26 protein-coding genes are annotated in these 25,218 nt (G+C 42.2%); 19 read left to right on the top strand and 7 right to left on the bottom strand.

Going from position 1 to position 25,218, the window contains the following annotated elements; translation table 11 throughout:
• From ACE1CD_RS31180 to ACE1CD_RS31165, 4 genes are all read left to right on the top strand, one after another.
• A partial coding sequence (locus tag ACE1CD_RS31180; protein WP_374789657.1) for an alpha/beta fold hydrolase occupies positions 1–1,960 on the top strand: 1,960 nt, incomplete at its 5' end.
• Between the two features lie 82 nt (positions 1,961–2,042).
• Positions 2,043–2,894 carry a methyltransferase domain-containing protein gene (locus tag ACE1CD_RS31175; RefSeq protein ID WP_374789655.1) on the top strand — a complete coding sequence of 284 codons (852 nt, stop codon included), beginning with the start codon at positions 2,043–2,045 and terminating at the stop codon, positions 2,892–2,894.
• 321 nt (positions 2,895–3,215) lie between these two features.
• Positions 3,216–3,470 (top strand): hypothetical protein, encoded by a 255-nt coding sequence (locus ACE1CD_RS31170; RefSeq protein WP_374789653.1) that lies wholly within the window; start codon positions 3,216–3,218, stop codon positions 3,468–3,470.
• Positions 3,471–3,806: 336 nt separating this feature from the next.
• Positions 3,807–6,290: an amino acid ABC transporter substrate-binding protein gene (locus ACE1CD_RS31165; RefSeq protein WP_374789651.1), complete on the top strand. Its 2,484-nt coding sequence runs from the start codon at positions 3,807–3,809 to the stop codon at positions 6,288–6,290.
• Between the two features lie 341 nt (positions 6,291–6,631).
• On the opposite strand, the gene ACE1CD_RS31160 is transcribed toward ACE1CD_RS31165, so the two are convergent.
• From ACE1CD_RS31160 to ACE1CD_RS31145, 4 genes are all read right to left on the bottom strand, one after another.
• The gene (locus tag ACE1CD_RS31160) at positions 6,632–8,350 is read right to left on the bottom strand and encodes an aconitase/3-isopropylmalate dehydratase large subunit family protein (RefSeq protein ID WP_374789649.1); all 1,719 of its coding nucleotides are present in this window, start codon (positions 8,348–8,350) and stop codon (positions 6,632–6,634) included.
• 54 nt (positions 8,351–8,404) lie between these two features.
• Positions 8,405–9,541, bottom strand: a complete 1,137-nt coding sequence (gene leuB, locus ACE1CD_RS31155; protein WP_374789647.1) for a 3-isopropylmalate dehydrogenase — start codon at positions 9,539–9,541, stop codon at positions 8,405–8,407.
• Entirely contained in the window at positions 9,534–10,718 is a 1,185-nt protein-coding gene (locus ACE1CD_RS31150; RefSeq protein ID WP_374789645.1) for a 2-isopropylmalate synthase, read from the bottom strand. The genes leuB and ACE1CD_RS31150 overlap by 8 nt, the downstream gene beginning before the upstream one ends.
• Positions 10,719–11,567: 849 nt before the next feature.
• Positions 11,568–11,741 carry a hypothetical protein gene (locus ACE1CD_RS31145; RefSeq protein WP_374789644.1) on the bottom strand — a complete coding sequence of 58 codons (174 nt, stop codon included), beginning with the start codon at positions 11,739–11,741 and terminating at the stop codon, positions 11,568–11,570.
• Between the two features lie 254 nt (positions 11,742–11,995).
• Here ACE1CD_RS31145 and ACE1CD_RS31140 point away from each other — a divergent pair, with 254 nt between their 5' ends.
• The 11 genes from ACE1CD_RS31140 (at position 11,996) to ACE1CD_RS31090 (ending at position 19,039) form a co-directional block, all read left to right on the top strand.
• Entirely contained in the window at positions 11,996–12,928 is a 933-nt protein-coding gene (locus ACE1CD_RS31140; protein ID WP_374789642.1) for a bifunctional DNA primase/polymerase, read from the top strand.
• A 3-nt stretch (positions 12,929–12,931) separates the two neighbouring features.
• Positions 12,932–13,387: a hypothetical protein gene (locus tag ACE1CD_RS31135; protein WP_374789640.1), complete on the top strand. Its 456-nt coding sequence runs from the start codon at positions 12,932–12,934 to the stop codon at positions 13,385–13,387.
• An 83-nt stretch (positions 13,388–13,470) separates the two neighbouring features.
• Positions 13,471–14,808, top strand: coding sequence for a hypothetical protein (locus tag ACE1CD_RS31130; RefSeq protein WP_374789638.1), 1,338 nt, complete (start codon positions 13,471–13,473; stop codon positions 14,806–14,808).
• A gap of 7 nt (positions 14,809–14,815) precedes the next feature.
• The gene (locus tag ACE1CD_RS31125; RefSeq protein ID WP_374789636.1) at positions 14,816–15,427 is read left to right on the top strand and encodes a GIY-YIG nuclease family protein; all 612 of its coding nucleotides are present in this window, start codon (positions 14,816–14,818) and stop codon (positions 15,425–15,427) included.
• A gap of 65 nt (positions 15,428–15,492) precedes the next feature.
• A complete protein-coding gene (locus ACE1CD_RS31120) occupies positions 15,493–15,867 on the top strand; it encodes a hypothetical protein (protein ID WP_374789634.1) in 375 nt (124 codons plus the stop codon).
• 3 nt (positions 15,868–15,870) lie between these two features.
• Positions 15,871–16,107 (top strand): hypothetical protein, encoded by a 237-nt coding sequence (locus ACE1CD_RS31115; protein ID WP_374789632.1) that lies wholly within the window; start codon positions 15,871–15,873, stop codon positions 16,105–16,107.
• A 137-nt stretch (positions 16,108–16,244) separates the two neighbouring features.
• Positions 16,245–16,772, top strand: coding sequence for a hypothetical protein (locus ACE1CD_RS31110; RefSeq protein ID WP_374789630.1), 528 nt, complete (start codon positions 16,245–16,247; stop codon positions 16,770–16,772).
• Positions 16,769–17,494 carry a hypothetical protein gene (locus ACE1CD_RS31105; protein WP_374789628.1) on the top strand — a complete coding sequence of 242 codons (726 nt, stop codon included), beginning with the start codon at positions 16,769–16,771 and terminating at the stop codon, positions 17,492–17,494. The genes ACE1CD_RS31110 and ACE1CD_RS31105 overlap by 4 nt, the downstream gene beginning before the upstream one ends.
• Positions 17,472–18,086, top strand: a complete 615-nt coding sequence (locus tag ACE1CD_RS31100; protein WP_374789626.1) for a hypothetical protein — start codon at positions 17,472–17,474, stop codon at positions 18,084–18,086. The genes ACE1CD_RS31105 and ACE1CD_RS31100 overlap by 23 nt, the downstream gene beginning before the upstream one ends.
• Positions 18,064–18,264 (top strand): hypothetical protein, encoded by a 201-nt coding sequence (locus ACE1CD_RS31095; protein ID WP_374789624.1) that lies wholly within the window; start codon positions 18,064–18,066, stop codon positions 18,262–18,264. The genes ACE1CD_RS31100 and ACE1CD_RS31095 overlap by 23 nt, the downstream gene beginning before the upstream one ends.
• Before the next feature lie 40 nt (positions 18,265–18,304).
• Positions 18,305–19,039 (top strand): ThiF family adenylyltransferase, encoded by a 735-nt coding sequence (locus tag ACE1CD_RS31090; protein WP_374789622.1) that lies wholly within the window; start codon positions 18,305–18,307, stop codon positions 19,037–19,039.
• Here the strand turns inward: ACE1CD_RS31090 and ACE1CD_RS31085 are convergent.
• The 3 genes from ACE1CD_RS31085 to ACE1CD_RS31075 are packed head-to-tail and all read right to left on the bottom strand — an operon-like array spanning position 19,036 to position 21,749.
• Positions 19,036–21,036 carry a hypothetical protein gene (locus tag ACE1CD_RS31085; protein ID WP_374789620.1) on the bottom strand — a complete coding sequence of 667 codons (2,001 nt, stop codon included), beginning with the start codon at positions 21,034–21,036 and terminating at the stop codon, positions 19,036–19,038. The two genes, ACE1CD_RS31090 and ACE1CD_RS31085, sit on opposite strands and share 4 nt — an antisense overlap.
• Positions 21,037–21,039: 3 nt before the next feature.
• The gene (locus tag ACE1CD_RS31080; RefSeq protein ID WP_374789619.1) at positions 21,040–21,519 is read right to left on the bottom strand and encodes a hypothetical protein; all 480 of its coding nucleotides are present in this window, start codon (positions 21,517–21,519) and stop codon (positions 21,040–21,042) included.
• 20 nt (positions 21,520–21,539) lie between these two features.
• Positions 21,540–21,749, bottom strand: coding sequence for a hypothetical protein (locus ACE1CD_RS31075; protein ID WP_374789617.1), 210 nt, complete (start codon positions 21,747–21,749; stop codon positions 21,540–21,542).
• A 217-nt stretch (positions 21,750–21,966) separates the two neighbouring features.
• Between ACE1CD_RS31075 and ACE1CD_RS31070 the strand changes: the two genes are divergently transcribed.
• The 4 genes from ACE1CD_RS31070 (at position 21,967) to ACE1CD_RS31055 (ending at position 24,983) form a co-directional block, all read left to right on the top strand.
• Positions 21,967–22,422, top strand: a complete 456-nt coding sequence (locus tag ACE1CD_RS31070) for a hypothetical protein (protein WP_374789615.1) — start codon at positions 21,967–21,969, stop codon at positions 22,420–22,422.
• Between the two features lie 9 nt (positions 22,423–22,431).
• Positions 22,432–22,629, top strand: coding sequence for a DUF2997 domain-containing protein (locus tag ACE1CD_RS31065; protein ID WP_374789613.1), 198 nt, complete (start codon positions 22,432–22,434; stop codon positions 22,627–22,629).
• Between the two features lie 69 nt (positions 22,630–22,698).
• The gene (locus ACE1CD_RS31060) at positions 22,699–24,333 is read left to right on the top strand and encodes an AAA family ATPase (RefSeq protein WP_374789611.1); all 1,635 of its coding nucleotides are present in this window, start codon (positions 22,699–22,701) and stop codon (positions 24,331–24,333) included.
• A 101-nt stretch (positions 24,334–24,434) separates the two neighbouring features.
• On the top strand, positions 24,435–24,983 hold the full coding sequence (locus ACE1CD_RS31055) for a hypothetical protein (RefSeq protein WP_374827255.1): 549 nt from the start codon (positions 24,435–24,437) through the stop codon (positions 24,981–24,983).
• The last annotated feature ends 235 nt before the right edge of the window (positions 24,984–25,218 follow it).

The raw sequence follows: 25,218 nt of genomic DNA, 5'->3' as shown, positions 1-25,218 counted from the left end.
TTACATCTTAGATCGGAACGGACAGCCTGTACCGATTGGCGTTCCGGGTGAGTTGTATATCGGTGGTGCTGGTTTAGCACGGGGATACCTCAACCGTCCCGATTTGACTAATGAGCGGTTCAAAAGCAACCCCTTTAGTGATTCTCCCACTTCACGCCTCTACAAAACTGGCGACTATGCTCGTTATCTCCCAGATGGCAACATAGAATTTATCGGTCGTATTGATAAGCAGGTGAAGGTTCGCGGTTTTCGCATCGAAATCGGAGAAATTGAAGCGGTACTGGCACAACATCCTGACGTGCTCCAAGCGGCAGTCATTGACCGAGAAGACACTCCTGGCAACAAGAGCCTCGTTGCTTATGTCGTCTCTAAGCTTATCCCAGAGCGCGTCCCTTATCACAGTGAATGCCAACTAGAACTAGACGGTAAGACGATCTCCCTCCGCACAGAGGATATATCAACTGGCGGCATTGCTTTGGTGGGGGTGCCAGCTATCGATCGAGGTAAGGGCGTCCGCCTGTTCCTGCAACTGCCTGGAGAGAGCGAACCACGCTGGCTTTCTGGGACAGTAGTTTGGTCGCGTCCACCACAGGCCAGGATTTGCTTTCATCTTACACCAGACGAACAGGCTCTCATTGACCAAAGCTTAGCCTATCAGTTGGACGCTCAAGACTTGTGGAAAACTCTTCAGCGCACTTTGAGTGGTTCCCTGCGCGATTACCTGAAACAAAAGCTACCAGACTATATGATACCGAGCGCTTTTGTACTGATGAAAGCATTGCCGCTGACACCCAACGGAAAGGTAGACCGCCGCGCCCTACCCGTACCAGATAGTTTAAAGTTCTGGAATGAAACCTGTTTTGTTGCCCCCCACGACACTCTGGAATTACAGCTTTCACAAATTTGGTCAGAGATTCTTGGTTTATATCCTGTGGGAGTTCAAGACAACTTTTTTACCTTGGGAGGTCATTCTCTTTTAGCTGTACGCCTGATGGCACGTCTTGAACAGCAGTTTGGAAAAAATCTGCCTTTAGCAACAATCTTCTCCAGTCCAACAATCGAACAACTAGCGATTCATCTTCGCTCATCAAGAGATTCTAGTAACTGCTCTCCCTTGATACCGATTCAATCGAACGGTTCTGTGCTACCTTTCTTCTGCGTACCTGGAATTGGTGGAAATGTTCTTTACTTCTACGAGCTAGCGCGTCATCTCGGTTCTGACCAACCGTTTTACGGTCTACAAGCACGAGGTTTTGATGGGGAATCAGAACCTTTCACGCAAGTGGAAGATATGGCTGCCTGCTATATTGAAGCCATACAAACTGTTCAGAGCCAAGGCCCCTACCTGCTCGGAGGACATTCGTTTGGTGGTGTAGTTGCTTTTGAGATAGCCCAGCAGTTGCAGAAACAGGGGCATGAAGTTGCTCTTGTCGCAATTATGGATACTGTAGCGCCAATTGTTAGTAAAAAGCCAATTGGAGTTAATGAAGATGAGCTAGATTTTACTGAGTTTGCCAACTATATGGAGTATATGTTTTATCCCAAATGGGAGTTATCCAAAGAGACTCTCACTTCCCTCACTCAAGAAGAACAATTGGATTATCTGCAAGAAAAATGGACTGAGTTGAATTTCTTACCTAAAGATGTAGCAAGTAAGTCATTCAGGGGCTTGTTGGAAGTTTACAAGGCTAATACTAAAGCCCATCGTAATTATTGTCCAGAACAGGTACTTCCAACTCGAATTTCTGTTTTCCGCGCCAGTGAAATCGCTCCTATTGATGCGGCTATGGAGGAGCTACTTGAGTTGCTAAAAGATCCAACATTAGGCTGGAGCAAGTTTTCTACGGCTAAGGAAACTTATGTTATTCCAGGGAACCACATGACAATGATGCAAACGCCCCACGTACAGGTATTAGCTGCACAACTCAAAACGAGCTTCGAGCTAGCACAAGTGGATTGAGAAGAGCTTGAGTTAAAACGCTCTACTCTCAAGTATAAAATCAAGTTCATTGTCTGATAATTATTTTGCAAGTGAATCAATTATGAACACAAACGAACGTAAATGGCTCATTCCCCCCTATCCTTCTGCCTCAGAATCTTTGAAGGACGAAAAAGGTATTTGGAATATAGTTCACCAAAATTATTCAAAGCATATTTACAGCCTGACAGAAGATCCTCAAATTTGCGAAAACCTGATAAATCCCTCTAATCAATCGCCAGATTTTAAAATTCCAAATTCTCCGGACATACAAATTGTGATTCCCGGTTGTGGTTCTGAAATAAGGCTTCAGAAAAGCTTGCTAACTCTCTGCCCTCAGATTGGGCAAGTTTACTGTACAGACTTTTCAGAAACTGCTATCGAACTAGCCCAAAATAATTGGCAAGAGACTAATGGAGATACAAGGCTGAAAAATCAACAATTAATTTTTCAAGTAGCTGATTCTACCAAATTAACGGAAGAATACCCAGATTGGAAGGAAAAATTTGATTATGTTCTTGTTGTGAATTCAGTTCTTTCAGCAGAAGATGATAAAAATCGTCAGATGATTGGGGAATTTTATAAAGTTCTCAAACCAGGTGGTAGGCTTTACGGTTTTTTTCCTACTATTTTTTGTGATTTGGAGATTGCCTATCTAATTCAATCTAAAGCTCATTGGTTGACTGATGGACAACTTGATTTAGCCCGTAGCGCTCGCAGCGACGGGATGTGGAGTCAGATATATTATACTCCCTTGCGGTTAAACCGAATTTTTAAAGAAGTCGGTTTTAAACGACTCAGCTTTGAGGTGGTTTTTGATGATTCTGATATAGCAACCGCCAATCTAAAGGAAATTTTAGAAGTTGACGATCCTGACATTTATAATTGGGAATTTTTAGTCAGGCTTGAGAAATAACAGGTTTAGAAAAGTTTTCTAGTGGAGGAGCAAAGGTGATGATATACTAAGAAAGATGACATTTCAGATATTTTTTCATTTTAGTTAATCCGGCCTGAAAATTGCCTAATTTTATCGGTGTTTACAGAAAGAATAGGTAATATCATGTCCGATGGATTAACCATAATTTGCTTCTTGAGAGGGAGTGGGAGGGGAGAGGGGAAGAGGAATAAATTATGGGTAATCAACAGGACATGATGTAACAGAAAAGGATATTTTAATGCCATTTTACTCCGAAAAGTGGCTCCCGATATTCAAGGCCGGGTCTTTGCTACAATCCAAATGATTTGTTTCTCGTGCATCCCTCTCGCTTATGTTGTGGCTGGCCCCTTAGCCGATCGAATTTTTGAACCTTTAATGGCTGCTAACGGTTTATTAGCAGGAAGCGTCGGAAAAATCATTGGTGTCGGGCCGGGTCGCGGTATTGGTCTGCTATTTATTACGATGGAAATTATAGCGATCGTGGTAACAGTTGCCGCTTACCGATATCCGCGCTTGCGGTTTGTGGAAGATGAACTGCCCGATGCCATTGAGTAGTCAATGCTTTCATAGCGTAAATAGTAATTTAGCCCAAGGTTAGGATTCTCTCCAAAAACGCTCTTGTATAGAGCCTTTCAGCTTGATTTAGCAATCAGCGTACTTTTTTCTGTTCTCTTTGTTTTCGGTCTGCCTGAGTCATAAAAAGAATAAAAATTTATCTTTATAAAACTTTAAATATTGGCTATTGACAAAAATCTGTCTTAAGAAATATATTATATCTATCTTTAGATAGATGACTAAATTAAAAATATGTATAATCAAATCAGAAACCTATATAGGTATTGATAGTAAATCCAGCCAATTAATCACACAAACCACGCAATTAACCAGATAATGACTATACCCAATTTCAACGAAAACGCCTATCTGCAAGAAAACCCCGACGTTGCACAATCAGTCGCCAACGGAACTTTCGCCAGCGGTTTCCAACATTGGATAAAATTAGGATTCTTTGAAGGCAGAACTCCACAAATATCCTTCCAAGAAAGCTTTTATCTTGATTTTAACCCTGATGTCGCACGAGCAGTCGCCAAAGGAGAGTTTACCAGCGGATTAGAACATTATGCTTTATTTGGAGCATCAGAAGGTCGCCTAGCAGTTTCCGGCATCCCAAACTTTAACGAAAAGACTTATCTGCAAGAAAACCCCGATGTGGCACAAGCTGTTGCCAACGGTTTCTTTACCAGCGGTTTTCAACATTGGCTAAAATATGGATTTTTTGAAGGCAGAACTCCCCACATATCCTTCAAAGAAAACTTTTATCTGGACTATAACCCAGATGTGGCACAAGCTGTCGCTAATGGTTCTTTGACTAGCGGATTGTCACATTATATAAAGTATGGTGCTAGGGAAACTCGCGCCGCAGTTGCTAGTGCAACTCGACCTGGTAATAAACTAGAAGAAATCTTAAATCGCGGTAAAGTGCGAGTAGCCGTATACGATGATGCTTTGGGATTTAGTAAACGGGAAGCAGATGGTTCTTTTAGTGGGATTGGCATTGATTTTAGTCGTGCCATAGCTACTGCTTTGTTTGGTAATCCCAATGCTGTTGAATATGTAGTAGTAGAAGCCGGACAAGATTTTAACTCTGTTGCCAGTGGTGCCGTCGATATCGCCGCCACTCTGCCAACTAATAGTATTCTGCGCGATGCTACTTTGGGAGTAGATTATTCACCGACAGTTTTCTTCGATACCCAAGGTGTGTTGGTGCGTGCCAATAGTGAGATTACTTCGGTTCAGCAGTTGCCTGGAACTACCATTGGAGTATTAGCAGGAACGCGCTCTGGGCAAAACTTAGAAGATGCGGCTAGACGTGCGGGAATTACCCTCAATATTCAAACCTTTTCTTCTGAAGATACTCTGTTTGCGGCTTACGATGCAGGGCAAATCGGTGCAGTTTCAATTAATCGCGGGGTTCTGAGTTCGCGCATTCCTACTTTATCCAATCCAGGGAATCAAGTTATCTTGAATGAGGCGATTTCTAAAGAACCGTTAGGACTTATCGTACCAGAAAACCAGTCGGAATGGGCTGATGTGGTGCGCTGGGTGGTGAATGCTCCCATTCAAGCTGAAGTTTATGGCATTAACTCCCAGAATGTGAATGAATTTCTGAATGGAAATAGTGATGTTAAGCAATTCTTGGGAGTGCAAGGGAATTTAGGGGAATCTCTAGGAATTGAGAATGATTTTGCTTTGAAAGTTATTCAACAAGTTGGTAACTACCAAGAGATTTACAATCGCAATTTCAATCCCCAAGTGTTGCCTCGCAACCTGAATCAACTGATGTTTGTTCAACCTGGAGGTTTGCTTTATTATCCTCCCTTTTCAGGGACAGATAAAGTGAGCGTGCCGTTAATAAATAACGACAACCGCAACGTTTTGCAGGAAGTTTTAGAGCGGGGCAAAGTGCGCGTCGGGGTGAGAAATGACGCGCCGGGACTGGGTTTTGCGGATGCTAACGGTAATTTAACTGGTTTTGATGTGGATTTGGGTCGGGCGCTGGCAGCTTCCCTGTTTGGCGACCCCAATGCGGTGGAGTTTGTGATTCAGCCAACGGGGGCGCAACGTTTTAGCGATGTGGCGAATGGGATTGTAGATGTTACGAGTCGCAATGCAACTCATAATTTGAGACGGGATGCGCTGTTGGGGGTGGATTTTGCGCCGATTAATGCTTATGACGCTCAATATGTGGTGACACCAACCAGTAGCGGAATTACCTCTTTTGAACAGCTTGCAGGTCGTCGAATTGGTGTCAGTGCAGGGACTACTTCTGAAACTCGGTTACGAGAAAAGCTGAGTGCTTCGGGCATTAATGCGGAAGTCGTCGCTTTGGATAACTTTCAGACTATATTCCAGCGTTATCTCAATGGGGAATTGGATGCCATCACGGGGGATGGTGGGTTGATTCTCTCAAGTCTTGTCACCTTACCTCTGGAACAGCGAACCCAGCATCAGCCACTACCAGAGGTGTTGGGAGAGGAACCTTTAGCGATGGTGGTTGATGAAAATCAATCCCAGTGGAAGGATGTGGTGACTGGGGTGACTTATGCCCTTTATGAAGCTTTAGAACTGGGTTTAACTTCCGAAAATGTCGGTCAGCAAATTAATAGTTCCGATCCCGTTCTCCGCCGATTTTTAGGTGTGGAAGGAAATGTAGGAGAAAGCTTGGGGTTGCCGAATAATTTCGCGCTGAATGCGATTTCGGCAGTGGGCAATTGGAGTCAGCTTGTAGAACGGAATTTCCCTGGTTTTCCGCCAAATCCTCTGGAGGTGCCTTATACGGAGGGTGGCTTCCTGTTCTCGGTTCCTTTTGCTTAATATTTGTCGTATAACTCTTTTCTGTCACTCTCCGAAAACTCTTGCCATTTCTGGATTCTAGAGCTTCTGTCTAAGGAGCGATCGCGCGATTATTTTCTAATAACAAATCCAAGACCCTTTTTTTTCTAATAGGATAGCTTGTATTTACTGCCTCATGAGGCTTCTAGGGATCAGCCTACCGGAGAGTAACAAAAGAAGAATAACTTAAACTAAAAACGGAAAAAGGTTATTTCAGCCTTCTAGAGGTGGTCAGCTTTTACTCTAAAAGTGGCCATCTCTTGGTTTAAGTTACAACACGGTTTGTGCAAGATGAATTGCCCGATGCCGTTAAGTGAGTCAGTTCACAACTCCTCAGTAAGGAGAGAGCTAATGTTCCCCTCAACTGCCGAAATAGCGACCACGCGAGGAGAAGCTAAATAGTTCTTCGCCGTTGGATCGCCGCTCCGCCCTTTAAAATTACGATTAGTAGCATAAACCCCCGTTTCCTCCTTATTTAACACTCCAAGTCCAGCATTAATACAAGCACCACAACCTGATTTGAGAACAGTCGCTCCCGCCGCTTCAAATATTTGCATATACCCTAAATTCTCAGCCTTTTGACGCACCTCCAAGGAAGCTGGCACAATAAAAAGACTCACGCCAGGGGCTACCTGACGATTTTTGAGTACCTCAGCAGCTTGCGCCAAATCGAAAAGTTTCCCTCCCGTGCAAGAACCAATAAAAGCCTTAGTAATAGGTACTTCTCCTAACTCACTAATTCCAACTACTCGATCGGGTTTAGGAGGACAAGCAATTTGTGGTTCTAAATCGCTTAAATCGAACTGATAAATATCTTCATAATCAGCATCGAAATCACTAACAACTTCCTCAAATAAATCTTGACCGCAGCTTTGCAAATATTGACGAGTTGTGGCATCAGGAGCAATTAAACCACACATTGCACCACACTCGATCGCCATATTAGATAAAGTCATGCGTTCTTCCATTGGCATCTGGTCGATAATACTCCCTCGAAATTCCATCACCTTACCCGCAGCACCATCACAGCCGATTTTGCCAAGGATAAACAGCATAATATCCTTAGCAGTAATATATTCGGGCAAAGTTCCTTCAAGTTGAAAAAGTAGGGTTGTCGGAACTCGCACCCACATATCCCCCATTGCAAAAATATTCGCCATATCCGTCGTTCCCACACCAGTGGAAAAACAGCCAAAAGCTCCATAAGTACAAGTGTGAGAATCCGTTCCTGCTACAATAATACCCGGACGAATAAAACCCTTTTCCGGCAGTAAAACGTGGCAAATACCCGCCGCTTCTCCAGGTGAAACTACATCTAATAAATGGCAACTTTGCGATCGTGCAAACTGCACCATTTCCGAATATTGTAAAGTAGCTTTCGGGTCTACTCGCAGATCGTTAACTTGGATAAAGTGATCCGCTACTAAAACAACCCGATTCGCATCCCAAAGTTTAGCATCTTCCCCAAAATGCTCGTGAAAAACCTTAGCAACAGGTGCAGCTACAGCATCGTGAGACATCGCTAAATCGACCTTAACAAAAACTGTTTCCCCCGGCTGTACGTACTCGTTCCCAGAAGCCCGTGCCAAAAGTTTTTCTGCCATAGTCATTGCCCTAGCAGAAGTTAGACTTTTAGGAAGAGAAATTTCACCTTTTTGTCGCTTTTGATTAAAAGGAATTAAACCCCCTGCACTCACAATCGCTTCAACCACTGGATTACTTTGAGATTGGGAATCAATTTCTAGCGTTAGACCAATATTGATACTATTTCGATAGAATATCTCGGCAAAAGAATGAGCGCGGACTTTTTGAATACCAGCAGCTTTAATAGCAATGGGCGCATTTTCTCGGCTAGAACCGCAGCCAAAATTGCGTCCTGCTACAATTTCGTCATAGCCCAGAAGATTTCCTTCGCCTATCAAATGTTCAAAAGCATACTGTTTTAAATATTCCGGGTCGGCAGTAGTACACCGTTTAGCTGGTATAATATCATCGGTATTAATATCATCTCCAAGAATTAACACTTTCGGTTCGGTTTTCATACGTTTTCTTACTCTTTATTTGCCAAAGCTAAGTTGTTCCGCATTTAAATTTGATTATTGGGAAACAGAAGAACTACCTCTAATCCTCTCCCCTGCTCCCCTGCTCCCCTGCCCCCCTGCAATCTCAATAACTAATTTAGATGCGTGACAGCTTAGCTCAGATAGTTGTTGAATTATAAGTTCAGTTAAAGTTGCTGTGTTCACTAAGATTTCTTCACCTTGGGGAGTTAAGTCAGCCGTGCGGTAGCCCAAAGCTAAAACTCTTTCTATTGCTTGAGTTAGATGAGTAGCAGCATGGGTTTCTCCCCACTGCTGGAGCATTAATACAACTGCTCCCATCGTTCCTAACGGATTAGCAATACCTTTCCCAGCAATATCTGGTGCTGTACCGTGTATAGCCTCATAAAGACCGAATCCTCGATCGTTAATACTAGCAGACGGTAACAACCCTATAGAACCTACTAACGCCCCTCCAATATCGCTGAGAATATCCCCAAATAGATTTCCAGCCAGAATCACATCAAATCGCTTCGGCTCCCGTACCAGTTGCATGGCTAAGTTATCTACTAACATCGGTTCTACTACAACATCTGGGAAATGCTTGGCTTCCTCCTGTACTAAACGACTCCAAGGTATTTGTGGGAGAGCATTTTCCTTGTGAGCGACGGTAAGTAAACCTCGGCGTTCTTTAGCCTTTTGGAGAGCGACTCTAGCAATGCGGCTAATTTGCCAATCGTAGTATTTCATGGTGTGATAGCCATAAAACCCATTCTCGTCTTGCTCTCGTCCCGATGGGCCAAAATATATTCCGCTTACCAGTTCCCGCACGAACAAGATATCGAGTCCTTGAATCTTTTGGGGCTGGAGGCTGGATTTATGCAATAAAGTTTCAAAGGGACGCACGGGGCGAAGGTTGGAAAAGAAGTCGAAGTGTTGGCGAAGTTCGAGTATACCACCTTTTGTCACTGCTCCGAATAGAATTCCATCAGAGTTTTCGCATATTTGTGCGGTTTGTAGTGGGAAAAAATTTCCAAATTCATCAAAGGCAGGTTGTCCGATTAAGGCATTATTAATAACTAAAAAAAAGCCTTCTAGTTGAGCTAAATGCTGGAGAACTTTTAAGGAAGCTTCTACTATTTCTGGGCCGATGCCTTCCCCCGGCAGTGCTACTACGCGATACAGCTTAATCATTGAAAAATCCTTGTTTGAATAGCGAGACTATCTCTTCCGGCGAAAAACAACGTTGTTCTTGAATGGAAAAAGATTTAATTTTATCTCGCATTCGGTTATATTCTTGAAGGGAAAGAGGTTGGTTTAATTGCTTCTCAAAAAGATATTGAAAATTGCTAGCTCCACTGCATTTGCCAAACCAAATCTCAGGTGAGGCGTGAGGAAAAATGTGGTAGCTGTCGGGGTCGCGTAAAAAGCCATTTACATGAATGCCGCTTTCGTGACGAAGGGCTGCTTGAGAGTAAGGGGGAGCGGGACGAACTCCTAGAAAATCGAGATAGTTTGTCACTTCAGAGAGTGCTTGATAATTAATCCCCTCTACTTCTATTCCAAAGCGCCATTTGAGTCCATTTAAAACTTGCTCTAGTGGAATATTTCCCGCGCGTTCGCCGATACCTAGAAACGTGCCTGAAATCATTGAAGCTCCCGCGATGACAGCCTGAAGAGTATTTTCGAGAGCCATACCTAAATCATTATGAAAATGTACTCCCAAAGCTGCATTATCGGTCATTTCTAGGAGGTCGCGCACCCATATATAAGTTTTTTCTGGAGTGAGGATGCCCATCGTGTCGCAGAAGACAAAGTGTTCGATGTAGGGTTGGAATGAGCGAATGCACTCTACTAAAAAGTTAAAATCGGCGCGACTGGCATCTTCGGCAGCAAACTCTACTTTTAAACCAATTTCTGGGCTTGTCGCGTAGCGTAGATTTTCCAGAACTTTATTAATCATATTCTCGCGGACGCGGCGGACAAGTTCATTAGGGAGATTATTATCTTTTATTTCTTCTAGGGGTGCTATAAAATTGCGGACTTCTGCATCTCTTAAAAGTAAAAGACGGTCTGAAACAGCATAGAAGAGAATTATTCGTTCTACTCCGCAGGCAATAGCCTGGTCGATAAATTGTTTACCTACCATTGTGGCAGCCATCATAATGCTCCTATTACCTTCTGCCACTAAGGTTTTTAGTAAATGTTCTTCCGTGTCGTGAACTGCTGGCATTATGTCTATTTGGTGGACTCCGGTTTGGCTGATGAGTTTAGCTAAAGTTTTTTTAGTTTCGTAAGGGAAGAAAAGCCCTGCTTGCTGTTCGCCATCTCGGAGAGTTTCGTCAGAAATGATTAAGGGAAGTGTTGGCATCTTGTTTATTCACCAAAATGGTAATTTTTACGACTATGCGATTAAGTGTTTCAAGAAACGCTGGCATAGCATCGGGTAACTAATCACAAGCTTTTGTGCGGACGTAGTGTGAGCGAACAACACAAAAGCTTATAAGTGAGGTCAACTGCATGGGTAGCAAGTGCCAAATTTCCAGGCAGCTGGTGGCAAGTTATAGGGCAATGCTGGGGGTTGTTTTTCAAGATAAGTATATAGGCATCTATCTAACTAAGTATTTACACTGGATTTAGCAGCACCCATATACCTATCTAAAGAGGGGTGTATTTTTTCTAATTTTATTCTAATTTACCCTTTTTCTTTCGTGACTGTCAGTATCGTTTTGTAAAGATTTGATATAGCTTGGTCGAGCAAATATGAAGGAGATTCAACCCAAGTACGGGATTTTACTCTAAAAGGCTCTCGCGCTGAGCGTTCTAGCTTAAAAACGCAATAAGTGTACTTTTTTCTCTTAGTTTCAATCAGATCGAACACCTTCCGCGATCGCTCACAACCCATTAATGGTACTTTCGAGTCAGAAGGTAGGATTTGAAGAATAAAAAATGGTTTTTAGGATATTTTTGAAGTTAGAAGGCAAATATAAGCTTTTTTAGGATATTTACTTCTTTTTGCTCCTCTTAACCTCTGCTTTCTGGATAAAAGCTTTCTGCGTTACCCCCTTTTAGAGCTTAACCTCGTACCAAATGGTACGAGATCGCACCCCTCATCTCCTCCACAAGCTGGAAAGCTCTGCACGAAAGCAGTTTGGTGTACACAGATATTCCAGGGCGTACTTTGAGCTTCACAAAAGATCGGCCAAGCTATAGCAAGCCTTTACAAAACAATAGTGACAGCCAATATACATTCAGTGTAATTTGTCAAGCAATCCATTAGATGCGATCGCTCTGGGTGCAGGTAGTCGTCACCAATAATATGCGATCGCTGACGGCTTTCGCCTGACGAGCAAAGACACTCAACCCAAATTAGCAGATTTTGTTGGTTGTGCAACCTGTTTCGTTACGCGATCGCCCTAAACGCTAAGTAGGTAGGAAACTTTATTATTGAGATAAATATTTTTTCCAAAGCGCTGACGCGCTTTATTAGTAAGCTAATAACATCAAATATTGTATATACAAATTATACCAATTGTTATACCTAATTTGATTTTAATTCCAGTTGATTATGTTAATAATTAACTGGAATAATTAAAATTTCCAAAACTTTTTATACAAACAGCTTCCAACAATGCTTTAAATTTCCATATGAATGCTAGCTCATCAATATCTCAAAAACTACTCGATACCCTAAAAATTATCCCACCTCATTGGCGCATAGTCGCTGTCAATGACAACAAACAACCACTGGGATACTCATGGCAACAACACCCTTTCTCACCGCTTCAAATGATTAACTCTCTGACTGACAGAGGAGCTGTTGCAGTACTAGGAAAAGCTCGCCAACCATACTACGTAACACCTCCTGGCATAGGACTACTGTGCGGTCAGACAGAAACAGAATTTCTACTAGCACTTGATATCGATGGTAATAGTGCAATAGCTTTAGTCGATCAACTATCTCGCGGTCAGGGTTTACCTTCTACTGTCGCCTTCACTTCTGGAAGAGAGGGGAGAGCACAATATCTATTTACGCTTCCTTCTTTGCCAAAGATGTTCAAATCGCGCCGAATTACCACAGCCCCAGGTGAAGCCCTTGAACTTCGTGGCGAAGGACATCAATCAGTTCTCCCCCCATCGCCCCATCCCCTAACAGGTCATTACCGCTGGATTCACAGACCCGATACCACCCCAATATCACCAGCACCCGATTGGATCGTACAACTACTTACTACACCCCAACCAAAACCCCACTCATCAAAAGAACTTAAAACGATTATCCCGATTGGCGATCGCAAATCCATCATAGTTGGCCCATCAAGAAATACCTGTACAACCAGCATTACACTCGCCCGACTACTGCTAGAAGTAATCCATCCCCACTATGCAGACAACTATCGAGCGTGGATTTTCATCGGTATGGCACTCAAATACATCAGTCATTCTCTCCTACCTGATTGGGATACTTGGAGTCAACTAAGTAGCAAATATCAAAGGGGTGAATGCCAATACAAGTGGGAAAGCTTTAGAGGCTTTGGAATCACCGATCGCACCCTACATTACTACGCTCTCCACTCATAATTCATGTCCCCAAATCACCATCCATATTACTTAAACGACGACCAAAATCGCCTGCATTTTCTCACTTTAAACTACGAATTACTCGCCGCCGTTGGCTGGCAAGGCTACCTAGAAGAAGGTCGAGGATGCGTAACAATTGATAACAGTTCCCATAACCAACTATCATCCAAAAACCTTGACAAACAACCCCACTGGAACTTAGATACTCTACTCGGCTTTTACATAGGAGAAAACGGCAGTAACTTCCAAGCTTTACTAGAAGGAAAATGGCCAGACACAGAAACAACACGCCGCGTAGCTGAATACGATCCTAATTGGAAAGTTTTAGTTTTAGTTTGGTTCGGAGGAGACAACGGAGACTTCTTAATCCAAGGTATTTCAATTCCCCAACTACCACCACCGCTTTGTTACCAACGACTACTTCCGCGTCTAAACGAATTTATTGTTTCTCCAGTATAAGCGGGACAAAATAGCGCTGACGCGCTTGGCATCAATGGTTTTCCTAACTTCTTTCATTAGACATTGATGCCAAGTTTCTCAATATGTCTCTTCCCAATCAAAACAGGAATCAACCGACTCGTATTACTCCCAATTTGTCAAGCTTTTCCCTATCTATCCCTGCCATTCTTTCCCAACTAAACACAACCACTCTCACCAATAAAGTAATTAAAATCTTAGCTCCCATAAAACCCACATCTCCCACAGCACCTTTTCATAAGGCAACGCTAGTAACCAATGGCAAGAAATTTGGCATAGTCAACAAAATTATCCCAGATTCGCACACCCCTATCCAAATTCATTGGTGGTCAACTGAAACTGAGAAAACCGAGCTAAAATTTTGGTATTCCCTAGATGATTTAATGGCGCTAAAAATAGAGCCATTACCTTTGTTTATTCCTCAAAAAACCTTACTCACCATCCCAGCAGGCACTTTGGTAATTACAGAGAACAATGAACTATTCCAATGGACAGAAACACTATTCTGGCTAAAAGAAATCAATGCAGATGGTTATCACTTGCTTAATCAATCTGAAGAATGGATTTTCCCCCTCGAAAATTTTCCAGGTATCCCCTTCGCCTGTGTGAACGAACTACCCTCAAGAGCAGTTCTAGAAGCAGCTAAGCGTCTAAATTACCATCAACTCAAAACCCTTATTTCTCTATGGATATCTTTCAACTCTCCAGCAGATATTCTCGAACAAATTCACAAGAATCCAGAAATAGAATTTCATCTAAGAAACCAGTTCGATCGCAGCGAATACTTGCAAGGTAAAGACTATCTCCAAACAGATAAAGATGCTGCATGGAAAACTGCCTTTTCCTCATATTTAGATGAGCAGAAAAGTGCAATCGGAATCTTTGGCTTTAAAATAGGCGATCGCACAGTCCAATCTACTCCCAAAACAGTTAACCGCTCGCACAATAGCCCTCATAGTACCTACGATTATCAATTTGGCACTGTAGTAAATTTAGAGCCTAAATCTGAGAAACCAGTATCAATCCAGTGGCAAAATGAGAAAAGCACAGATAACTATAGTTTAGCACAAATACAACAGAATTTCATCAGCCCCATAGTGTTGGTAAAAATATCTGACCAAATAGGCTATGAAATTAGTGTCGATCGCAAATTCTACCAGGCTATCGTAGGCTTTGCATCAAAAGCCGTAGCACGTTCTTGGTGGCGAAGAATCAAAAAAGAACTGGGACATTTGAGCGACTTAAAACCCAACTATCATCCCGAAATCCAATACCTAAACAATCAAATGAAAGCCAAGTATTTTTATTTGGCTCAATTTCCTCGCCAAAAAACCCTCAACGCACGACTGCGACATCTGCAAACTGTAGCGAACTGGGAATTAACCAAACATCTGCATAGATAGCCAAAAAATGAATGCCAATTTGCATCTAAATTCATGGTATACCAGTATCGTTACAACCAGTCCATCCGGTATCTACTGTAACCATTTAGCTGTATGTCTCCTGCTAGAATTACTGACAATTCAAAACCAAGATTCTTGTCATCCAATATTCATTAGTATTACTGCATTATCTGATGCACTCAAAGCACCCATTGATGAGATCAAAAATTCCCTAGAGGTTTTGCAGAAATCATGCTTAATCCAAGTTGACTATCCCCGTGAACCAGAATTGTTGCTAGCAGGAATAATTTGCCTAAAGCTGAATCAACGCAAAATTTGTGAATTGTCCGAAATCAATGCAACAACCGACCGCAATGGATACATATACGTAGTGCGTTCCGGGTTAAGTAACCTCTACAAAATTGGTCGCACCACCAACTTCCAGAAACGCCTAAAGGCATTACAGACATCCTGTGCTGTTCAATTAACAGTTGTGAAAACTTTCTTCTCCCGTGATGCAGTGTCTTTAGAAAAAGCGGCACATGACAAATTTGCATATTTCAGACAAAAAGGAGAATGGTTTGAATTAAATTCAGAACAACTAAGCCAACTATTATACTGGCTTGAACATTGTAAATGAAGGAGGCATAAAGCTTTTATGCAGAAGGTAGGAAAGAAAAATATAAATACACTTTCAACCCAATTATGTCAAACCTAGAAACCCAATACGATTTTAACCAGAACACCATCGTCATTCACATTCAGTTATTACCCAAAACTGATGCAGATCGGCCTCGAAATGTGGTAATAGCTGTAGGCATCAAAAACTCTCCACCTATCATCACCAGTACCACCGTAGACGAGTTAGAACTACCCACTCTAGTTAACTCAATGTTATCTCAATTAGAAGCAGAACTACCTGAAAGAAAAGCGGCGGCGTTGAAGTTAGCAGAAGAACAACAAGCTGAGGAAATCTCAAAGAACTATAAACAACGAAAAGTGGAAGCACCACCTCTAGTTCCTTCATCCACTCAGACAGCCACTACTTTTCCTCAAAAACACCAACTAACTTTGTTTTAAACTATGGCTATAGTCATCCTCGAAGGTCAAAGAATCTCCCTTACTCCCGAACAATCTGCAACAGATGAAAGCATCGTGAATACCTTGCTACCTTTCTATCCAGATGTAGCCAATGCAACTATATCCAGGAAAGTTGTAGACGGTGAAGAACATATAGAAATCGTCAAAAAGGTAGGGACTAAAGGTAACTTCAACCTCATCAAGTCCCTGTTTCTGTCGGACAGGGACTTGATTATTTAACGCAACTGAGAGAAAGTACCGTTCTACTTTCTCTGTACAAAGAAACCTTTCCAGATAAATGGAAAAAATCCACTGCATCTTTCTTTCCACAGGTTTCTAGCTGTCCTTATTCTCCCAAAGAAGTAGAATTCTTAGAATTGGTTAATTCTCAACTATTTCCACTTGGTTTAGATTGCTTTGAATGGGATGAAAGACTACCTTTCATCCCATTTTGGTCTCAAGAACTCGATTTCTACCAAAGGGAAATAGAAGAATTCGATCTGAGTCAACAATTCCTAATATGTCTGTATGACTCAGCGTATTTGCAAGATAACTGGTCAACTCATTTTGACATAAATCCAGGTTCAGTAATTACCATCGATCGAATTGATTTCGACCAACTCAAGCAGCTATGTAGTCAAGCAGAGGAACCTTTATGCTATCTCTATGAAGCTATTAGTATTATCGACTACAGTACGGGTAGTATTTGGCTTGATGAAACTGAAGAATCTACTTTATATTTTGAGTGGTCGCAATCAAACCTTTCTATCCTCGCTGCTGATTGGTTATTAGCAGAAGACTTCTGCCAAAAAGCAGAATTACTTTGTCTCTGGTTGAAAGAAAGTAACCAAAATAAACTTGCCACTATCCAACTTTGGAATGATGCAAACCCAGCCAAGTTATGAATTTAGTCAACTTAGAAAGTCGGTCGTTTATAAATGCGATCGCACCTAAAGACATCCTCGCTTCCCTCTACATACTTGAAGGACAATATCTACTAAGATACCACCAAGATGACCAAATTTTTACCAAATTCATCTCATCAGAAGCTGTCCGAAATGCGTTCTCTCAATTGCCAGTAGATTCTGGGTTCTTTCCCAATGGTATTGTCAGATGGGGAAGCACTACCAAAGGAACTTTCATTGTCAAATTTATTCCGCCATCAAGCAATAATCAACTTAGCTTTACTGGCGATAGCCAAAACCAAATTCTTTCTATACCATTACCTGGATTAGTGTTAATGGGTATCGGTCGTCAATATTTCCTTTGGGCAGTTAAAACCAAGCTATTTGACCCAAATGCCAAAGGATTCCACGCACCATTACCCAATATTAATACTTCGGGAGGAATTTGCTTTGGCAACAACCCCATCCCCGATGCTAGCAGTGAGAGTATTGAATTTGTATGGGAACTATTTGGTAGAAGTCCCTTCAATGGCGATAGCGTTGCTGGCAAATCAAAAACATTCCGATCGGATATCAGAAAACAACTAAATTACCTGCACAAATATCAAAAACGGAGTTATCCGTTGCGGGATTTAGTTGATTACCCCAGTCGCCATAAAACCATTGGAGAAATCATCGAATTCATGGTGAAACAAAGTTATGAATCAACCACCTTTAATTAACTACTTAGTTGCTCAGAAAAAGCCGTTACCTGCCTGCAACGCCTCCATGTACGAATTCATTTTAGCAGGTAACGGAGTTTTTATCCGAGGCATGAGAGATGGATTGAGTGCGATCGCACCACTGGTTGAATGTAATATCCCCGGACTAGAAAAAATCGAACCTGAGTTTCATCTCGAATATCCTCTAGTTCCTGGTGAATTGCTAGAAGAAATATTGCAACTTTCTCAACAAGCAGCACCAAATGGAATACTCTTTCATTTGTGCTACGAACAAGCCTGGAAACTTAAAATTCCAGCCCAAATTAACCAACAGGTAACTGTTACCCGATTAGATAGTTCTCCCAATGTCTTGATAGAAATCCACAGTCACCACGTATTACCTGCTAACTTTTCTGTCCAAGATGACTCTGAGGAATCAGGATTCAAAATATATGGGGTCATCGGCACAATTTTTAGCCAACCAACATTGCGGGTGAGAGTGGGAATTTACCATCAAGTATTTTGGGAAATTCCCACTCATTTGGTTTTCGATATACCAGCAAAAATTTACGACGCTACCTTAGTTGATTATGTCAGACTCCTCATACCATAATGCACTCCCTATTCTCCTAACTCCTCACCAACAAATCCAATTCTTCCTGGTTGGATGTGGGGGAACGGGAGGATTTCTAGCACCGATGTTAGCAAGGTTAATTGTAAGTAGTCGGACAAAAGTAAACGATACTGTGTTAACTTTTGTAAAACTTCTGCGATCGTTGCCAGCAGCCTGATTGAGCATCTTTCTAAAACTTAGGACAGTTAACATTATTTATGTCCGACTACTTAGCTTTAGAGAAAGGTGGTATTGCAGCGTCAGGAACTTTGGTTGATTTTGATGTAGTGGATAACCTTAACGTACCGCGTCAAAACTTTTGTGCTGCGGATATTGGTTTCAACAAAGCCGAAGTTTTAGCAACTCGTTATAGCCTTACTTATGGGATAAAGCTGGGTGCTTACGCTAATTCCTTCTCTGTGGAAATGGTGAAACGACAATGGCACAAACTGATTATTTTGATTGGTTGTGTTGATAATGGTGCAGCTAGAACAGAACTTGCTAAAAGTTTGAATTCAATAGATTATTATCACGCCAATCGGGAACTTCCAAAAGTTTGGTGGATGGATTGCGGTAATTTTGGTCAAGGAGTTCCCGCCGGACAGGTTTTGCTTGGTTCAACTAACGATTTTGAGCCAGAAAGAGCGTTTAATGACCTGGATCATCCTAACTTTTGTGTTAATCTTCCATCTCCGTGTTTTCAACATCCCGACTTGCTTGTTCCACAACCAGAGGAATTATCTCTTCAACATTTATCCTGTGCAGAAATAGCGGCTATGAATGCTCAGAGTCTGTTTATCAATCAACGAGTTGCTGCGGAAGCTATTGAGATGTTATCACAGTTGGTACTGACAAAAAGTTTACGCCGATTTGCTACTTATTTCCATTGCGGTAGTGGAAGCAGTCGTTCTCGATATACTTCCCAAGAGACGTTGATGAGTCTCTGTAATTAGAAAATCTTAGAGTTTGCATGACGTACAAGTGTCATCGCTAATGCGGTTATTGTTCGCAGTAATACTTCTAGAAAACTTACTTTTCTCCTGACCATAATTCCATAGATTTGTGTATCTAGACTTTTAATTCCAAGCTGATAGAAAATTTTCTTGGGAACTCGACGATATCCTACATGGTAGAAAAGCGCAGCAATCTTGGGAACATCTAAATTTTCAAAAAGCTCTGCTAGCGGCTGATATTTCTCTTGATAGGGATAAGAAAGTTGCCGCCAGTATACTCGTAAGTCTTTCCAGATACTCTGCCAAGAAGGATCTATAAGTTTAAAAGGCGGACTAGGCTGGCCTAATGCAAACTGCCTCATTAAACTCAAATCATGATCTATATCCTTAATAAACTGACGCAAAAATTTTGCCCAAAGTCCGTTGGGTGACTCAATTAACTTATTGACAGCTTCGGGATATATTTTTTGCTCAAGTAACAGGGATAGAACAGCTTGGAATCCCTCACTAATTTTGAGTTCAACATTTGGCTTTATGCTAGGAATTTGATCTAAAAGGGTTCTGAATTGAGATTCAAACTGAGCAGCTACTAGATGGCAATCATTTTGTTTATTCCCCTTCTCTAACCAAATCAAATATTCCGGTAAAGTTTGGGGAACTGCAATTGCTCTCAAAATCAACAGCCGCACCATCTGCGGACTATAGATTCCCTGCTTTATAGCATTGTTAGCCCCTTGTTCGTCAAAAATATCCCTCCAGTAGCTTTCAGGAATCTGTGAATTCCCTAGCGCTCTGGCGAGTTCTTGGAGATATTCAGAGTTGACAGTGGAATTGTTAATAAAACTTCTAATTAAAAGTTTTATAGCTTGTTTATCAGCTACATCAGCTAATATTGGTGCAGTAACTATAACTTTTCTAGCTATCGCGTTCTCGAAACGGTCGTAGGCGCTAGAACTGGCTGGGTAAATGACCTGAAAGAGAGAAGGTTCCTTTAGTGCTTCGACATTAAAAGCCCAACTTACAGGCTTATTAGCAGCTTTTCTAGTTACCAATTCGTTAATTATTAATGCAGTGCATGGCTGCCCAACAGGAATAAGAATAGGTGCAGGGGCTTTGAGTAAAGATAAAAGTTTAGATGGTAAAGAAATTGGCGGTTTAGCAGAAATAATCCATTCATTAGGTTGATTTACATTTTTAACATCAAATGGGTTGAACACAGGCATTTGGTGATTTTGCCGCTGATACTCAATCCAACTCAGAATTTTCCAAAGGCTATCTGATCCTTCGCAGAAAAAGTAACGATATAGAGAAAAGCTGCGTCCAATATCGTCTCGACCTCGCGTAACTACGGCAATAACTGACCAATCAGGCTCTCCGCTGCCCAATCCCGGCACCACACGGCCAATTATTGCCGGATCGTCGCTGACATAATTATCAGAAGCCTCAAGTTCACGATTAGCAATTGAACGTTTAATTGTATCTGGAATATTAGCAATTGTGCAATTCATCCACTGTTCAGTAACTCTAAATCCGTATGACACCCAGCTATTAGGCGTTCCCTGGAAATGTATACCCGTACTGAATTCGTGAATTTTAACGGGGGCTGATGTAGCCACAGAAGAATAAGATACTATTTTGGCCGCAGGATCTAGTGGAAGAACTTCGTTAGGAATAGATAAAGGTGGTGTTTTGGTTTCTGTTGAGTTACTTACAATTTGGTTAGTAAGAGGAAAATCAATGCTTTTGGAGCTTTTGAGTTCGACTTCTGTGGTGACAGGAGCCTGTTCCATATCTAATTTAGTTTGAGGAGATGAAGCTCCTAACAAAATTGAGTTAATTTTCGCTTGCAATCTTTGGATTTCTGCTTCACATTCCTTAATCTTTTGCCTTAACTCGAACTTTTGTTCTGCACTGGAAGTTATCGACAGTTCATACTCGAACTCAGCAAGTTTAGCTTGCCAATTTTTTAGTGCCTGTTCTAGCCTTTCTAAAGACACTTTTTATCTCCGCACCATTGCCTTAATTGACTTCCAAGCTTTGTACATGAATCCTTCTGTATCCATTTCCAACTCGTAAGAAGCGATCGCTGGAATTAGAGGCAGTGCTATCTTCAACTTGGCTGATGCTGCTTTGTCTCCTTCGTCCAACTTGGCACGAATTTCTTGCAATAGGGTAATTAGTTCTGGGGGATACTCAGCCTGGGGGATACGCTCGATCGCTCCCACAGCTTGCTCCACTTTCACCAGTTGAGTTGCCGCCTCTTCGTCAGAAATGAGAATGGCTTCCTGTGGATAAAGCTCCCAATACTCTGCTTCATATCGTCGCAGGTCGGGTAAAATCTCGCGCTTAATTCGCTGTTTGAGTTCAAACTTAGTAGGAGGACTAGCGCTGATAATTAGCTCCTGTTCAAACTCGCCCAGCTTCTCGTAGAGAATTTGCAAATTTTTGTTTAAATCTACTAACCGTTGGCGATCGCTCATTTCTTTTCCTCCTTAAAGAACTATTTCTTCACCAAAGCGCGTAGCTCTGCAACTTGGCTTTCCAGTTCTGCCACCCGCTGCATCAACGGCACAATCTCTGCACAGCCGATATATTGAGCGATCACACTGACCACCACCTCAGTTTTTGACGAGCCAGTTTGCTTGACATAGTTGTTAAGCTGTGCATGGAGGGATGGCGGAATCCTGACAGCGATTTGGGATTTAGTCATAGTCGGAGAGATACCAATATTTCCCCAAAATAGCATTTGTATGGCAATATCTACCAGCTTCTTAGCTTTTCTTGAGGTTGAGGATGCTGCTGGAGATACTTTGCACCTATGATTTTTTGGCCCATCCACGCCAAAAAATTACCTAAATATATCTAATACTAAAGCGCTGACGCGCCACTATTCATAGTAGATTTCCTCACCTAATACTTAGCTTAAAATGAGTCACTTTTCCACGATAAAAACTACTCTCTCAAATCGACAAGCTCTTCAAGAAGGACTCAAAGCTCTTTTGGAGAAAATAGGAATTACACCAGAGATTGAAAGTCATGAAAATCCTGTAGCTCTGATTAATAACTACGATACCGCCGATCGACAAGAAGCCAACATTATTATCCGACGCACACAGCTACAAGGCTTAATTGACATTGGCTTTCGCTGGAATCCCGATCAAAACTGCTACGAAGCCGCGATCGATCCTTGGGATTTTGACAGAAATCTTCTAGGCAATCATTTTGAAAATGTGGAAGATTTCCTAGAACAAGTGCAAATTGCACATAACGCCGCTTTCATTAACATCCACTATCCCGCACATCTTTGGTCACAAGAAACCATCACCGATGATGATGGAACTATGACCACCACCCTCACCAAAAAAGTCGATATTTACGCCTAGAAGGAACTCATGTCAGCACCAACCAAAATCAAAATTACTCAACGCAAAGGACAACCATTAGAAGTGGAAGTCCTCAACGTAACTGGCGATTCTTGCACGGAAATAACAGCACCTCTCAATCAACTTGGTGTTTCTCAAATTCAAGTTAAAGAGGAATATTTTGAGCCATCGGTCTCTGTAGATACAACTACCGAAATCAATCTCTAAATCAGAGTTTCTTTGCTGTTGTGGGATTGGGAAATTGCCCAATCCCTATTTTAAAAAGGGCTTTCAACTATGTTTGATACCGACCAACTGTGTATTTGGCTGAGGGCTGGCATCGCTACGGTTACTGTCGATACTCCAGCCGCTTCTGAACCCGCTTTAGTCGATAAAATTGTGGTAGATTTACACCAACGCTACCAAACGATTCTCCAATGGGACTGCGGGCATCAATTTCTGACACTGACTCCCGTAACCGAGAGAAATATCATCACTAGAATCGACAAATCTACTACCAACGGAGTCAAAGTTGAAGCTCATCCCATTGTGACCTTCATCAAGCACCTAGAAAGCCTTATCAATGAAGAAACCAACCCAACTCTCATCATCGCGAAGGATTTCCTAGAATTCATTGCTAAACCCGATTCTCGCAGAGATTGGATTAGGTTGGCTCAAGATTTGTTCTTTGACCTCAAACGTTCTCCGCATCGCTTGATTCTGAGCCACCAAGGACTAAACATTCCTAGCTACTTCAAAGATTTAGTTTGGGAAATGACTAACCCACTCCCCAATGAATCGGAAGTAGAACAACTTAAGCAACACAAACTGGCTAATTTAAGTGCTAATGCCAGACAGAATAATATTACCTTTGAGATGACCTTGTGCGATCGACAACTTGGACATCTCACTCGTGCTTTGCAAGGAATGACACCAGAAGGCATTGACGATATTTTACAAGTAGCTGCCATCTCTCACCGGGGCATCAACCCGCAAGCAATTGACCAAATGCTTGAAATCAAAAAGCAGCACTTGGCAGCTAAAGGTGTCAGCTTTGCACCAGCACCCGACGTAGCAGTTCAGGGACTTCCAGCAATTACCACTTGGGCTACCCTACAACTGCCGCTGTTAGACAGCACCGCCCGCGCTGCCCATAATCTCGAAAAGCCCTCAAATATTCTCTGCGTGGGCGTTTCAGGCACGGGTAAATCTCTGTCTGTCAAAGCACTAGCCGCCAGTTGGGGCATTCCCTGTCTCACTCTAGATATGGGGAAACTGATGTCCAAAGAACTTGGAAGTAGTGAAGCTAACCTGAGAAACATTTTGCAACAAGCAGAAGCACTTGCACCTTGTCTGCTTTGGATTGACGAAATGGATAAGCAGCTTACCCAACGTTCCTCTGATACCGATGGGGGTACTACCGCTCGTATGGTAGGAACATTGCTAACTTGGTTAGAAGAGAACAAGGCGGATGTGATAGTCGCCGCGACAGCAAATCGTCCTTGGGGATTTTCTAAGGAGATGTTGCGAAGATTTAAGGTATTTTACGTTGATTTACCTGGTTGCCAAACCAGAGCGGAGATTTGGAAAGTTCAGATGGAACACTATCTGATTGAAGCAGAAAGTGAATCTGTTGAGCTATTAGCAGAAAACTCTGTTAGTTATACTGGGGCTGAGATTCGCAACATTGTCAAAGAAGCTGCGACGGAGGCATTTGCTAACGGGAGTCCCAGAATGGTAAATTGCGATCGCTTGTTAGCTCTCCTTAACCGTAAGCCCGCCCAGTTCCGCAATGATACCGAAGAACTCGAAGCCTTACGCCAATGGGCTACATCGGGCGGGGCGGAACTAGCAGCGCCGATTGAGCAGCTGGGTCAAGTATCAAACCTCGATCGCAATGGTAATATCGAGAGAGAAATTTCCTGGCAATAAACTCCAATTTTCCACGCTTCTATTACTACACCGCACCACACTCTCATCAAAAAAGCTCCCAGCCTTCCACAAAAGCTGGGAGTTTTTCTAGGATGAAAACCATGAAAATTCGTCGTTACCGATTTAACCGAGCCACTGGCAAAATTTACCAAGAGACTTACAGCAGTTTGATAGAGATTCCCGACTATTTGGATGCTGTTATCCTCCATGCTACTCCCCCAGTATACGGACAACCATTTCCCAAGAAGCCTGCTCAGGATTGGATTAATTTGTGCTTTTTGGATCGCGAACTTTCTTGGAGCTTTGCTTTGCTCAACAGTGGACAATCTGATGCTTTACGACCCTTTCTCAATTACAAAACTCAACAGAAGGATTTACTTAATTATCTCACTCGCATTAGTTTAGTTCCCCAGCGTTCGAGAAGTGGAAATCAGTGGTATGCTTATGCTTTTGAAGCACTGCCTTTACCCGACAGTGTAAATCCCATAGAAACTCTTCATTCCCACTCAGAATTACCTTTGCTCGACCCAAATATTTCACTTGACTTCCCTGAACCAGAACTCAATTTACCACAACTAAAAACCCTTATTTCTCCTCGAATTGAGGTCAAGCTGCCCGACACGCGAAGCAGTTTTCTTAATTGGTATTAATCGAGTTTACTACTGCCATACCTCGCTTCTATGGTCTGGCAGTTTTTTCTAAAGGTGAATTGCGCTGACGCGCCACTAAAAATGGTTCACAGCGTCTCACAAAAAGAACAAATGTATCTCACTAATTCTCCTGAATACTTTAACTCAAAAACTCTGCCCAAAAAACGGTTAACTGCTCAAGCACTTTCCAACTTACTTAAATGTCCTGTTTGGGATGGAGCTTACCCACAATTTC

It is taken from the genome of Aerosakkonema sp. BLCC-F183, assembly GCF_041929145.1.
Taxonomy (GTDB): Bacteria; Cyanobacteriota; Cyanobacteriia; order Cyanobacteriales; family Aerosakkonemataceae; genus Aerosakkonema.
Note: the sequence above shows the minus strand (reverse complement) of the source record. Positions and strands in the feature narration are given on the sequence as shown.